Below are 13,650 nucleotides of genomic sequence, written 5' to 3' on the forward strand. Positions count from 1 at the left end.
ACACGCCCTTTTTTCGCAGCTATGGATTTCAAGGCCTATTGCATGCCCGATTCTCGTTACAAGGTCGACGTCAGCGTCGTCACACGCTTCCTCTCGGAACAATCACAACCCGAGCAGAACCGCTTCGCTTTCGCCTACACCATCACCGTGCACAACAACGGCGAGTTACCTGCCCGACTGCTGTCGCGGCACTGGGTCATCACCGACGGTGATGGCAATGTCGAGGAAGTGCGTGGCGAAGGCGTGGTTGGCCAGCAGCCACTGATCAAGAACGGCCACAGCCATACCTACAGCAGTGGTACGGTCATGACCACCAAGGTCGGCAACATGCAGGGCACCTATCAGATGCTGGCCGAAGACGGCAAACGCTTCGATGCCGTCATCGAGCCATTCCGGCTGGCCGTTCCGGGCTCGCTGCACTGATGGCGGTGTACGCCGTGGGTGACCTGCAAGGCTGCCTCGAACCTCTGCAATGCCTGCTCGAGCACGTTCACTTCAACCCGGAGCAGGATCGCCTCTGGCTGGTAGGTGACCTCGTCAACCGTGGTCCGCAATCGCTGGAAACGCTTCGCTACCTGTACAGCCTTCGCGAATCGCTGGTGTGCGTGCTGGGTAATCATGACCTGCACCTGCTTGCAGTGGCGCGCAAAAAAGAGCTGCTGAAAAAAGGCGACACGCTGCTTGAAATCCTTGAAGCGCCTGACCGTGACGACCTGCTCGGCTGGGTGCGTCGGCAAAAGCTCATGCATTACGATGCTCAACGCAATGTCGCCATGGTGCATGCCGGTATCGCACCACAGTGGACGCTGAAAAAGGCCTTGAAGCACGCTGCCGAAGTCGAGCACGCGCTGCAGGACGAGCAGTTGTACGGCGCCTTTCTTGACGGCATGTACGGCAATGAACCGACCAGGTGGGACAACGACCTGCAAGGCGTGACGCGTCTGCGGGTCATCACCAACTACTTCACGCGTATGCGCTTCTGCACCAGCGACGGCAAGCTCGATCTGAAGAGCAAGGAAGGGGTCGGCACCGCGATACCTGGCTACGCGCCCTGGTTCAGCCACCAGAGCCGCAAGACCCGCGACGTGAAAATCATTTTCGGCCACTGGGCTGCGCTTGAAGGCCGCTGCGACGAACCGGACGTCTTTGCCCTGGACAGCGGATGTGTCTGGGGCGGTTCAATGACGCTGCTCAATGTCGATACGCTTGAACGCCATCAGTGCAATTGCGATGCTATGGGCAATGCCGCAGACGGGCTTGTTACCCGAGTGCAACCCGGCGCTACTCCCCTTCCGTAACCTCAGGCTCAGGAGCCCAGGCAATGACTGAATTCAAACGTATCCCACCCGAACAGGCCCAGGCTCTGCGCGAGCAAGGCGCCGTGCTGGTCGATGTCCGGGATCCGCAGGCTTTCGAGAGCAATCACATTCCCGATTCCGTGCATCTGGACAACCACTCGATCGCCGACTTCATCCGCGAAGCCGACCTGGATAAGCCGCTGGTGGTCGTCTGCTACCACGGCAACTCCAGCCAAAGCGCTGCAGCCTATCTGGTCGGCCAGGGTTTCTCGGATGTGTACAGCGTGGACGGCGGTTTCGAGCTGTGGCGCACCACTTACCCGCAAGAAACCGTGCAAGGCTGATAGAAAATATTTTTATGACAGCTGATCCCGCGTTCTACGCGGGCTCGCGAGCCATCTGACGAACGGTCAGCCCGTCTTCTCGCGCATCCCTTCTTTATCTTTCCGAATCCGAACTATCCTTAGCCTAGGCCATCCGTATTCAGGGGAGAGCCGGTACACCGGCGCGTGGGTCATCGGTAGTTACTTTTAGGGTGTTCTGGGGGGAAACAGCGACCGTAGTAATACGGTTGTTGCCAGCATCGACTGACGATCCGCCGCCGGCTCCACGTATCGAGCGAGGTGACGTCATGAGTATATTCAGCCACTTCCAACAACGCTTCGAAAGCACGAGGCAAGAAGAGCTCTCGCTACAGGAGTACCTTGAGCTCTGCAAACAGGACCGCAGCGCCTATGCCTCTGCCGCAGAACGTCTTCTGCTGGCTATCGGCGAACCTGAACTGGTGGATACCTCCACCAACTCCAGGCTGTCGCGCATTTTCTCCAACAAGGTCATACGCCGCTATCCGGCCTTTGCCGACTTCCACGGAATGGAAGAATGCATCGACCAGATCGTTTCGTATTTCCGCCATGCCGCCCAAGGCCTGGAAGAGAAGAAGCAAATCCTGTATCTGCTCGGCCCGGTGGGTGGCGGTAAATCGTCCCTGGCGGAAAAACTCAAGCAACTGATCGAAAAAGTCCCGTTCTACGCCATCAAGGGCTCGCCAGTCTTCGAGTCGCCCTTGGGCTTGTTCAACGCCACGGAGGACGGCGCGATTCTCGAAGAAGACTTCGGGATTCCGCGACGCTACCTGAGCACCATCATGTCGCCCTGGGCGACCAAACGCCTGGCCGAGTTCGGCGGCGACATCAGCCAGTTCAAGGTGGTGAAGCTCTATCCGTCGATTCTCAACCAGATTGCCGTGGCGAAAACCGAGCCTGGCGACGAAAACAACCAGGACATCTCTGCGCTGGTCGGCAAGGTGGATATCCGCAAACTGGAAGAATTCCCGCAGAACGACGCCGACGCCTACAGCTACTCGGGCGCGCTGTGCCGGGCCAACCAGGGCCTGATGGAATTCGTCGAGATGTTCAAGGCACCGATCAAGGTCCTTCATCCGCTGCTTACCGCAACCCAGGAAGGCAACTACAACAGTACCGAAGGGCTGGGCGCGATCCCGTTCACCGGTATCCTGCTGGCGCACTCCAACGAGTCGGAATGGCACAGCTTCCGCAACAACAAGAACAACGAAGCCTTCATCGACCGTATCTACATCGTGAAGGTGCCGTATTGCCTGCGTGTCAGCGACGAGATCAAGATCTACGACAAGCTGCTGTTCAACAGCTCGCTGTCCAAGGCGCACTGCGCGCCGGACACCTTGAAAATGCTTGCGCAGTTCACCACGCTCTCGCGCCTCAAAGAGCCGGACAACTCCAACATCTACTCCAAGATGCGCGTGTATGACGGCGAGAACCTGAAAGACACCGACCCGAAAGCCAAGTCCATCCAGGAATACCGCGACAGCGCGGGCGTCGACGAAGGCATGAATGGTCTGTCTACCCGCTTCGCGTTCAAGATTCTGTCCAAGGTCTTCAACTTCGATCCGCATGAAATCGCGGCCAACCCGGTGCATCTGCTTTACGTGCTGGAACAGCAGATCGAACAGGAGCAGTTCCCTGCCGAAACGCGCGAACGCTATCTGCGCTTTATCAAGGAATACCTGGCACCGCGCTATATCGAGTTCATCGGCAAGGAAATCCAGACGGCGTACCTGGAATCCTACAGCGAGTACGGTCAGAACATTTTCGACCGCTATGTGCTGTATGCAGACTTCTGGATTCAGGATCAGGAATACCGCGATCCGGAAACCGGCGAGATTCTCAACCGTGTGGCCTTGAACGAAGAACTGGAAAAGATCGAGAAACCGGCTGGCATCAGCAACCCGAAAGACTTCCGCAACGAAATCGTCAATTTCGTGCTGCGTGCCCGCGCCAACAACAATGGCAAGAACCCGACCTGGCTCAGCTACGAGAAGCTGCGGGTGGTGATCGAGAAAAAAATGTTCTCCAACACCGAGGACCTCCTGCCCGTCATCAGCTTCAATGCCAAGGCCAGCAAAGAGGATCAGCAGAAGCACAACGACTTCGTGACACGAATGGTCGAGAGGGGCTACACGGACAAGCAGGTACGTCTGCTTTCCGAATGGTATCTGCGCGTGCGGAAATCGCAGTAAAGCAGCTGCAAGCTTCAAGCTATCAACTGCAGGCGAAAAGCGATCACCACCCGGGCTCGGGATTGATCGCGGCTCGCCTGCAGCTTGAGGCTTACAACTTGAAGCTCCCCGGAGGAGCCTATGAGCTATGTGATCGACCGACGTCTCAACGGCAAGAACAAGAGCACGGTAAACCGCCAGCGGTTTCTGCGGCGTTACCGTGACCACATCAAGAAGGCAGTGGAGGAAGCGGTCAGCCGACGCTCCATCACTGACATGGAACACGGCGAGCAGATCAGCATTCCCGGACGTGACATCGACGAACCGGTCCTGCACCACGGTCGCGGCGGCAAGCAGACCGTTGTTCATCCTGGCAACAAGGAGTTCACCACAGGTGAGCACATCGCCCGCCCTCAAGGCGGCGGTGGCGGCAAAGGCCCCGGCAAGGCAGGCAACTCCGGCGAAGGGATGGATGAGTTTTCGTTTCAGATTACTCAGGAAGAATTTCTCGAATTCATGTTCGAAGACCTGGAGCTGCCGAACCTGGTCAAGCGCAACCTGACCGGCACCGATACCTTCAAGACCGTGCGCGCCGGGATCAGCAACGAAGGCAACCCGTCGCGGATCAACATCATCCGAACCCTGCGCTCTGCGCATGCACGCCGCATCGCGCTGTCCGGCAGCAGTCGCGCGAAACTCAGGGAAGCGACCGCCGAGCTTGAGCGCATGAAGCGCGAAGAGCCGGATAACTTTGGTGACATTCAGGAACTGGAAGTAGAGATCGACCGACTGAAGGCACGCATTCGTCGTGTGCCCTACCTCGACACCTTCGACCTCAAGTACAACCTGCTGGTCAAGCAACCCAACCCCAGCTCCAAAGCGGTCATGTTCTGCCTGATGGACGTCTCCGGTTCCATGACCCAGGCGACCAAGGACATCGCCAAGCGCTTCTTCATCCTGCTGTACCTGTTCCTCAAACGTAACTACGACAAGATCGACGTGGTCTTCATTCGTCACCACACCAGCGCCCGCGAAGTGGACGAGGAAGAGTTTTTCTATTCCCGGGAAACCGGCGGCACCATCGTTTCCAGCGCCTTGAAACTGATGCAGGAAATCATGGCCGCACGCTACCCGAGCAGTGACTGGAATATCTACGCGGCACAAGCGTCGGATGGCGACAACTGGAACGATGATTCGCCCATCTGCCGGGAAATCCTCACCAAACAGATCATGCCCTTCGTGCAGTACTACACGTACGTGGAAATCACGCCGCGTGAGCATCAGGCCTTGTGGTATGAATACGAACGCATCGGTGAAGATTTTGCCGACACGTTTGCCCAGCAACAGCTGGTCTCTGCCGGTGATATCTACCCGGTATTCCGCGAACTCTTTCAGCGAAGGTTAGTGTCATGACCGCCAGAGAGCAGAAGCGCCAACCCCTCTCCACGGGGTCAGAGTGGACATTCGAACTGATCCGCGCCTACGACCGCGAAATCGGCAGGATTGCCGAGCGGTATGCGCTGGACACCTACCCCAACCAGATCGAAGTGATCACGGCCGAGCAGATGATGGATGCCTATGCCTCGGTGGGTATGCCTTTGGGCTATCACCACTGGTCCTACGGCAAACACTTCCTCAGCACGGAAAAATCCTATTCGCGAGGCCAGATGGGCCTGGCCTACGAGATCGTCATCAACTCCGACCCGTGCATCGCCTACCTGATGGAAGAGAACACCATCTGCATGCAGGCGCTGGTCGTGGCTCATGCGTGCTATGGCCATAACAGCTTCTTCAAGGGCAACTACCTGTTTCGCACCTGGACCGACGCCAGCTCGATCATCGATTACCTGGTGTTTGCCAAGCAGTACATCATGCAATGTGAGGAACGGCATGGCATCGATGCCGTGGAGGACTTGCTCGACTCCTGCCATGCACTGATGAACTACGGGGTGGATCGCTACAAGCGCCCCTACCCGATTTCCGCCGAAGAGGAGCGGCGTCGGCAGAAGGACCGGGAGGAGCACCTTCAGCGGCAAATCAACGACCTGTGGCGCACCATCCCGAAAAGTGCCGACAAGAGCAGCAAGGAAGACAACGCGCGCTTTCCGGCAGAGCCGCAGGAAAACATTCTCTACTTCATCGAGAAACACGCCCCGCTGCTGGAGCCATGGCAGCGTGAAGTGGTGCGCATCGTGCGCAAGATCGCGCAGTATTTCTATCCACAGCGCCAGACCCAGGTGATGAACGAAGGCTGGGCGACGTTCTGGCATTACACGCTGATGAATGATCTGTACGACGAAGGCCTGGTCACCGACGGCTTCATGATGGAGTTCCTGCAGTCGCACACCAGCGTGATTTTCCAGCCCGGTTTCGACAGTCCGTATTACAGCGGTATCAATCCCTACGCGCTGGGCTTTGCCATGTATCAGGACATCCGCCGGATGTGCGAAAACCCTACTGACGAAGACCGCCAGTGGTTTCCGGAAATTGCCGGCAGCGACTGGCTCACGGCGATCAAATTCGCAATGACCAGCTTCAAGGACGAGAGCTTCATCCTCCAGTACCTGTCGCCCAAGGTGATTCGCGACCTCAAGCTGTTCAGCATCATGGACGACGACCAGCAGGAGGACCTGCTGGTGCCCGCCATTCATGATGAAAACGGCTATCGGACCATTCGCGAAATACTCGCTGCGCAGTACAACCTGGGCAATCGGGAGCCCAATGTGCAGATCTACAGCATCGACCGCCGAGGCGATCGCTCGCTGACCCTGCGCCATCAACAGCACAATCGCAAACCACTCGGTGACTCGACAGACGAGGTGCTCAAGCACCTGCACCGGCTGTGGGGCTTTGACATCCACCTGGAAACCCTGCAGGGCGATCAGGTGGTCAAGACTCATCACGTCCCCCCGAAAGGCGAGCATGCCGACAGTGAATATCCCCGGCTTGATATGGCGGTCGTTCACCTTTAAGCACTAGGGGAATAGGGTTTTAAACGCTTGTTCATGCAGCTTTAGCCTCCGCAAGTACGACACAAGGTTTATCCTGTCGCGCTTACGGAGGCTTTTTATGCAGATTTATAAAGTGGGCGGTGCTGTACGCGACCGTCTTCTGGGTCAACCTGTCACGGACATCGACTGGGTCGTGGTCGGCGCAAGCACCGAGGACATGCTGATCAAGGGCTATCGCCCGGTCGGTACAGATTTCCCGGTGTTTTTGCATCCGCTGACCAATGAGGAATACGCGCTGGCACGCACCGAGCGCAAGAGCGGCGTGGGCTATGGGGGCTTTATTTTCCACGCCAGCCCCGAGGTGACGCTTGAGCAGGATTTGATTCGGCGTGACCTGACCATCAATGCCATGGCTGAAGACAAGGACGGCAATTTAACCGATCCCTACAACGGCCAGAAGGATTTGCAAGCGCGGATATTGCGTCACGTTTCACCCGCATTCGCCGAAGATCCGCTCCGGGTCTTGCGTGTGGCTCGATTCGCAGCACGCTACGCCGGTTACGGTTTTACCATCGCGCCCGAGACCCTGGGACTGATGCGACAGCTCAGTGCATCCGGCGAACTCAAGGCGCTGACTGCCGAGCGAAGCTGGAAGGAAATCTCGCGCGCGCTCATGGAAGAACAGCCTCAGGTGTTCATTCAGGTGCTGCACGACTGCGGCGCGCTCAAAGAGCTGATGCCCGAAGTCGAAGCGTTGTTCGGTGTACCGCAGCCGGCGGCGCATCACCCGGAAATAGACACCGGCGTACACGTGCTCAGTGTTCTTGAGCAATCCGCACGCCACAAACACCCGCTGACGGTGCGCTGGGCCTGCTTGCTGCACGACCTCGGTAAAGGGCTGACGCCGGAAGCCGAATGGCCAAGGCACATCGCTCATGAACACACCGGCCTGCGCCTGATAAAAGCGGTCAACGAGCGTTTTCGTGTGCCGAGGGACTGCCAGGAACTGGCGCTGCTGGTCGGCCAGTACCATACCCACGGCCACCGTGCGCTGGAGTTGAAACCTTCGACCCTGCTGGAGTTGCTGCAAAGCTTCGACGTCTACCGCCGCCCGCAGCGCTTTGAAGAGTTCATTGCGGCGTGCGAGATGGACGCCCGAGGACGTCACGGCTTCGAACAACGCAGTTATCCACAGGCCGACTACCTGCGCGGCGCCGCCGAGGCCGCACGCGCGGTATCAGTACAGCCGTTGCTGGAACAGGGTCTGAAGGGCAAGGAACTGGGTGACGCGCTGAAGAACGAGCGCTTGAAGGCACTGAAAACCTACAAGACCAGCACTGTGTGACGCGGAGCGTGAGGAACGAGAGGTGTCCGGGGGAGCACCTTTCGTACCTATGCGCAGCCATGGACGCTCTGCACTCGGGCTGAAAGACGAGGATGACCTCAGCTACGCAGCAAATCCTCAGGCGTCAGTGCCAACCCACGCCATTCAAACGCCACCGGCCAAAGCTGCTGATCGATCTGCGCGTCAGCCCAGAGTTTGCTGAAGGCAATGCCCACACCGGGATGCAGACGTTCAGGGGCAATCAACGCCAATGGCCGCAACACAAAGGCATTCTTCAGAATTTCCGCCCTCGGCAAGATCAGCCCGTCGAAATTACCGACCTGCTCGCCGTACAGCAGCACATCGATATCCAGCGGCAAACCTTTGCGATCCGGGGCGTAGCGGCCATTGTCCGCTTCGATGAATTTCAGGCGACGATCCAGCTCCATCAGGGGCAAATCAGTCAGCGCCGATACGACGAGATTGAAGAACGGCCCGCTCTTGATACCCACGGCATGGCTTTCAAAAACCGGCGAACAGCTCAGATCGGTCAGGAAGCCATCCAGCGCATCGAGCCCCGCAATCAGGTGGCGCTCACGCTCGATGTTGCTCCCCAGGCCGAGGAAAATCCGCGTCAGCGACATCCGCGCTCGATCTCCACGCCCACACCGGCAGCGGCCGCTACCGCACCGGGCTTGGTCAGTTTCAGGCGCAGCCAGGGAATATTGAATTCACCCATCAGCACTTCAGCCAGTCGCTCGGCGAAGGTCTCCACCAACTGGAACTGTGCCTGCTCGGCGAACGCCTGAATACGTGTCGAGACACTGGCGTAGTCGAGGGCCTTGCTCAGATCGTCGCCTGCGGCTGCGGGGCGATTGTCCCAGGCGAAGCTGAGGTCCAGACGCAGGCACTGACGAATGCCGCGCTCCCAGTCATAGGCGCCAATGACCGTATCGACCTCAAGGCCCTCGATGAAAACTCTGTCCAAGCACTACTCTCCACTGCACGACAAGGGCGCGATGCGCCGTTAGAATCAGGGCATCCTCGCCCGGAATGGTTCGCATGTTTTGGTTACTGGCCACCTTCGCCTACCTGCTTGGCTCGCTGTCCTTCGCCATCCTGCTCAGCCGCCTGAGCGGCAGGCCGGACCCGCGCGCCAGTGGCTCCGGCAATGCCGGCGCGACCAACATGCTGCGTCTGGCCGGGAAAAAACTCGCCATCCTGACCCTGCTCGGCGACCTCTGCAAAGGCCTGGTACCGATCCTGATCGCCAGCACCTTGAGCATGGACATCGCACAACAGGGCTGGATCGGCGTCTGCGCAGTGCTGGGCCATCTGTTCCCGGTGTACTTCCGCTTCCGCGGTGGCAAAGGCGTAGCGACCGCCGCCGGTGTGCTGCTGGGCCTGTATCCGCCCGCCGCTGCCCTGGCGATAGTCGCCTGGCTGCTGACGCTCTACCTGACCCGCACCAGCTCGCTTGCCGCCCTGATCGCCACACCCCTGACCCTGCCATTGCTGGCGTGGCAGGAGCCTCATGCGCTGCTGCCGATGAGCGTGTTGACCCTGCTCATCGTCTGGCGCCATCGCGGCAATCTACGCGACCTGCTCGCCGGGCGCGAACGACATTTCTGAGGCGTACCCCGCCTGGTCTGCCGTCACAGCCCCGACAACTGCTCCATGGGCCAGCGTGCCTGCACGCTGATGCTCAAATCTTCCTTCTGCCCGACCTGCAAACGCTGGCACCCGGCAAACGCGATCATCGCGCCGTTATCGGTACAAAACTCGGGCCGTGCGTAATAGACATGGCCGCGCAGGTCGCCAAGCATGCTTTCCAGCGAAGCGCGCAGTGCCTTGTTGGCGCTGACGCCACCGGCAATCACCAGGCTCTTGAGGCCGGTCTGCTTGAGCGCGCGCTTGCATTTGATGGTCAAAGTCTCCACTACCGCCTGCTGGAAGGCCAGAGCGATGTCGCAGCGGGTTTGCTCACTGTCGTCTCCAGCATTCCGGCATTGCTGCCAGGTATTGAGCGCAGAGGTTTTCAGGCCGCTGAAGCTGAATTCCAGCCCGGGACGATCGGTCATCGGCCGAGGGAAGACAAACCGCCCCGCCACACCCTGCATGGCCGCCTTTGAAATCTCCGGGCCGCCGGGGTACTGCATGCCCATCATCTTGGCGGTCTTGTCGAAGGCCTCGCCTGCGGCATCATCCAGCGTCTCGCCCAGCAGTTCGTACTGACCGATGCCGTCGACGCGCACCAGTTGCGTATGGCCGCCCGACACCAGCAAGGCGACGAACGGGAACTGTGGCGGGTTTTCTTCCAGCATCGGGGCCAGCAGATGACCTTCCATGTGATGCACGCCCAGCGCCGGGATATCCCAGGCGAACGCCAGTGCCTGAGCGCACGAAGCGCCGACCAGCAAGGCGCCGACCAATCCAGGGCCGGCCGTGTAGGCAATGGCGTCGATATCAGTGGCCACGCAGTCCGCCTCGGCCAGTGTCTGGCGAATCAGGGGCAGCATGCGCTTGACGTGATCGCGCGAAGCCAGCTCCGGTACCACACCGCCATAGGCACGATGCAGGTCGATCTGGCTGAATAATGCGTCCGCAAGCAAACCGCGTTCGCTGTCGTATAACGCGACGCCGGTTTCGTCGCAGGAGGTTTCTAATCCCAGTACTAGCATGGGGTTGCGCCTTGTAGGGGGCAGATTTGAAGGCGCGCATAATAGTCGCCGACCGAGGTGCCGACCAGCGGTTTTCGATCAGAGGCTTTGCATTCCTCTCAATGAGGGGTTAACATCCGCAACCCTTAAAAACCGACGTACTTTTGTGCAGTGTTTGCACTGAGCGTTGACCCCGGTAATGAATGAAGGTAGCTCTGGATGCCAGCCGTCAAAGTTAAAGAGAACGAACCCTTCGACGTAGCTCTGCGTCGTTTCAAGCGCTCCTGCGAAAAAGCCGGTGTTCTGGCTGAAGTTCGTAGCCGCGAATTTTACGAGAAGCCGACTTCGGAGCGTAAGCGCAAGGCAGCAGCTGCTGTCAAACGCCACGCCAAGAAAGTCCAGCGCGAACAGCGCCGCGCCGTTCGTCTGTATTAATTTACAGACCTTCGTCGCAAGCTTCTGCCTTGCCCGGCCAACCAGCCGGGCTGTCGGCAGTTACAGCTTCGCTGTTTTGCGTTCGCCTTATTGATTGACCCTGTCCAGGCCGCCGATGCGACTCAGACATTCATTCAAGCACGTCCAGCCTGCTCACAGGCTACATCGGTCATGCCCACTCGGGCAGCACATCGACCGATGACAAGACGAGTATGCCTTGATGACTTCGCAAGAAGCTCAGCCAAGGCAGCGTCTCCGTGTCCCCAGGCTCTGACCACTCGCGTGGGCAGCGAAGCTTGGCCTTTCCGATCCTCTCGCGGGATCAAGCTTTATTCCTTTCAGGCCAACACCGTCCTTCGGATGCAAAGACGTGCCCGTTTATTGCCGACGTCTTCAAAAAAGACGGCTGACAGGCTGACGGAACGCTCGTAGAGTCGTCCGATACTTTTGCACCACGCTTGAATGATGAGAACGCCATGGCCGGGCTGATTCCCCAGAGCTTTATCGACGACCTTCTGAACCGCACCGATATTGTCGATGTTGTCAGTTCGCGCGTGCAGCTCAAGAAAGCCGGGAAGAATTACACCGCGTGCTGCCCGTTCCACAAAGAGAAAACCCCCTCTTTCAGCGTCAGCCCGGACAAGCAATTCTATTACTGCTTCGGTTGCGGCGCAGGCGGCAACGCGCTCGGCTTCATCATGGACCACGACAACCTGGACTTCCCCCAGGCTGTCGAAGACCTGGCCAAGGCCGCCGGCATGGAAGTGCCTCGCGAACAAAGCGTAAAAGGCCAGAAGCCCCGGCAACCGACCGATTCCCCGCTCTACCCGCTGCTGACCGCCGCCGCCGAGTTCTATCGCCAGGCCCTGAAAAGCCACCCGTCACGCAAGGCTGCGGTGGATTACCTCAAGGGCCGCGGGCTGTCCGGCGAAATCGCCAGAGACTTTGGCCTGGGCTTCGCCCCTCCCGGCTGGGACAACCTGTACAAGCACCTGAGCAGCGACTCCTTGCAGCAAAAGGTGATGATCGATGCCGGGCTGCTGATCGAGAACGCCGAAACCGGCAAACGCTACGACCGCTTCCGCGACCGGGTGATGTTTCCGATCCGTGATTCGCGCGGGCGCGTCATTGCCTTTGGCGGCCGCGTACTGGGTGATGACAAACCCAAGTACCTGAACTCCCCGGAAACACCGGTGTTCCACAAGGGTCAGGAGCTGTACGGGCTGTTCGAGGCGCGCAAATTCAATCGCAACCTCGATGAAATCATCGTCGTTGAAGGCTACATGGACGTCATCGCCCTGGCCCAGCAAGGCTTGCGCAATGCCGTGGCGACGCTGGGTACTGCAACCAGCGAAGAGCATTTGAAGCGCCTGTTCAGGGTGGTGCCCAACGTGCTGTTCTGCTTCGACGGCGATCAGGCCGGACGCAACGCTGCATGGCGTGCGCTGGAAGCGACCCTGTCGAACCTGCAGGACGGACGCCGGGCGCGCTTTCTGTTTCTTCCCGAAGGCGAAGACCCGGACACGCTGGTGCGCTCCGAAGGCACCGACGCGTTCAAGGCACGCATCAATCAGCACGCGCAGCCGCTGGCCGATTATTTTTTCGAGCAACTGACCAAAGAGTCCGACCCGCGCTCGCTGGAGGGCAAGGCGCACATGGCCACCCTCGCCGCGCCATTGATCGACAAAGTGCCCGGCGCGAACCTGCGTATTCTGATGCGTCAGCGCCTGACCGAAATTACCGGGCTGACCGGCGAGGCCGTCAGCCAGCTGGTGCAGAGCGCGCCGGCAGAGGCGCCACCGAGCTACGACCCGTATGTCGACTACGACGCCATGCCTGATTTTGCCGATTACCAGCCACAAGGCGGTTACGAGCCTCAGCAGGAATGGACGCAAAAGAAAACCGGCGGTCAGAATCAAAAAAAATGGGACAACAAATCCTGGGGCAAAAAAGGCAAGCGCCAGGACTTCGAACCTCGAACGCCGCGTGTACCCACCGCCGTCGAGCCGCCCATGCAGGCCGCACTGAGAACCTTGCTGCATCACCCCGAATTGGCGGAAAAGGTCGAAAATGCCAGCCATTTCGCTGCAGAAGACCAATCCAACGCACAACTGCTGGTCGCTCTTATCGAGGCCCGGCAAAAGAATCCGAACCTTCGGTCGTTACAGTTGATAGCGCGATGGCACGGGACTGAACAGGGCCGCTTGCTGCGCGCACTGGCAGAAAAGGAATGGCTGATTGAGGCCGATAACCTTGAACAACAGTTTTTCGACACTATAACTAGCTTATCCGCTCGCCAGCGCGAGCGCAGTCTGGAACATCTGATCAGCAAGGCTCGGCAGACCGAGCTGAGCGCAGAAGAGAAAATTCAGCTTAGGGAACTGCTAAATCGCAATGTTCCCGCACAAACCCCGACCTCAACTGGCGCGTGAGGTCATAGCTCGGGTAT

Annotated in this window: 13 protein-coding genes; 10 read left to right on the plus strand and 3 right to left on the minus strand. The window is 58.9% G+C overall.

What is annotated here, in order from left to right; genetic code table 11:
- Window positions 1-42: 42 nt before the first annotated feature.
- From apaG to KUIN1_RS24345, 7 genes are all read left to right on the plus strand, one after another.
- Complete coding sequence (gene apaG / locus KUIN1_RS24315; protein WP_024639778.1) at window positions 43-423, plus strand: Co2+/Mg2+ efflux protein ApaG; 381 nt, start codon at window positions 43-45, stop codon at window positions 421-423.
- Window positions 423-1,298, plus strand: coding sequence for a symmetrical bis(5'-nucleosyl)-tetraphosphatase (locus KUIN1_RS24320; RefSeq protein WP_011269135.1), 876 nt, complete (start codon window positions 423-425; stop codon window positions 1,296-1,298). The genes apaG and KUIN1_RS24320 overlap by 1 nt, the downstream gene beginning before the upstream one ends.
- Window positions 1,299-1,321: 23 nt before the next feature.
- Complete coding sequence (gene glpE, locus KUIN1_RS24325) at window positions 1,322-1,642, plus strand: thiosulfate sulfurtransferase GlpE (RefSeq protein WP_011269136.1); 321 nt, start codon at window positions 1,322-1,324, stop codon at window positions 1,640-1,642.
- A 287-nt stretch (window positions 1,643-1,929) separates the two neighbouring features.
- Complete coding sequence (locus KUIN1_RS24330) at window positions 1,930-3,852, plus strand: PrkA family serine protein kinase (RefSeq protein ID WP_003316247.1); 1,923 nt, start codon at window positions 1,930-1,932, stop codon at window positions 3,850-3,852.
- Between the two features lie 120 nt (window positions 3,853-3,972).
- Window positions 3,973-5,244: a YeaH/YhbH family protein gene (locus KUIN1_RS24335; RefSeq protein WP_011269137.1), complete on the plus strand. Its 1,272-nt coding sequence runs from the start codon at window positions 3,973-3,975 to the stop codon at window positions 5,242-5,244.
- Window positions 5,241-6,803, plus strand: a complete 1,563-nt coding sequence (locus KUIN1_RS24340; RefSeq protein ID WP_003402050.1) for a SpoVR family protein — start codon at window positions 5,241-5,243, stop codon at window positions 6,801-6,803. Before KUIN1_RS24335 ends, KUIN1_RS24340 begins: the two co-directional genes overlap by 4 nt.
- Window positions 6,804-6,900: 97 nt before the next feature.
- Window positions 6,901-8,127 carry a multifunctional CCA addition/repair protein gene (locus KUIN1_RS24345; RefSeq protein WP_152092339.1) on the plus strand — a complete coding sequence of 409 codons (1,227 nt, stop codon included), beginning with the start codon at window positions 6,901-6,903 and terminating at the stop codon, window positions 8,125-8,127.
- A 98-nt stretch (window positions 8,128-8,225) separates the two neighbouring features.
- Here KUIN1_RS24345 and folK read toward each other — a convergent pair whose 3' ends face one another.
- Together folK and folB are read right to left on the minus strand one after the other, a co-directional pair.
- Window positions 8,226-8,750 (minus strand): 2-amino-4-hydroxy-6-hydroxymethyldihydropteridine diphosphokinase, encoded by a 525-nt coding sequence (folK, locus tag KUIN1_RS24350; RefSeq protein ID WP_096127038.1) that lies wholly within the window; start codon window positions 8,748-8,750, stop codon window positions 8,226-8,228.
- Complete coding sequence (gene folB / locus KUIN1_RS24355) at window positions 8,741-9,094, minus strand: dihydroneopterin aldolase (RefSeq protein WP_003316242.1); 354 nt, start codon at window positions 9,092-9,094, stop codon at window positions 8,741-8,743. Before folB ends, folK begins: the two co-directional genes overlap by 10 nt.
- Window positions 9,095-9,168: 74 nt before the next feature.
- Between folB and plsY the strand changes: the two genes are divergently transcribed.
- On the plus strand, window positions 9,169-9,738 hold the full coding sequence (plsY, locus tag KUIN1_RS24360) for a glycerol-3-phosphate 1-O-acyltransferase PlsY (RefSeq protein ID WP_003402056.1): 570 nt from the start codon (window positions 9,169-9,171) through the stop codon (window positions 9,736-9,738).
- A gap of 23 nt (window positions 9,739-9,761) precedes the next feature.
- Here plsY and tsaD read toward each other — a convergent pair whose 3' ends face one another.
- A complete protein-coding gene (gene tsaD, locus KUIN1_RS24365) occupies window positions 9,762-10,787 on the minus strand; it encodes a tRNA (adenosine(37)-N6)-threonylcarbamoyltransferase complex transferase subunit TsaD (protein WP_003394970.1) in 1,026 nt (341 codons plus the stop codon).
- A 198-nt stretch (window positions 10,788-10,985) separates the two neighbouring features.
- On the opposite strand from tsaD, the gene rpsU reads away from it, so the two are divergent.
- Entirely contained in the window at window positions 10,986-11,201 is a 216-nt protein-coding gene (gene rpsU / locus KUIN1_RS24370; protein WP_002551877.1) for a 30S ribosomal protein S21, read from the plus strand.
- Between the two features lie 476 nt (window positions 11,202-11,677).
- Complete coding sequence (gene dnaG / locus KUIN1_RS24375) at window positions 11,678-13,633, plus strand: DNA primase (RefSeq protein ID WP_032655936.1); 1,956 nt, start codon at window positions 11,678-11,680, stop codon at window positions 13,631-13,633.
- The last annotated feature ends 17 nt before the right edge of the window (window positions 13,634-13,650 follow it).

Source organism: Pseudomonas sp. KUIN-1 (genome assembly GCF_009176725.1).
GTDB lineage: Bacteria > Pseudomonadota > Gammaproteobacteria > Pseudomonadales > Pseudomonadaceae > Aquipseudomonas > Aquipseudomonas fragariae.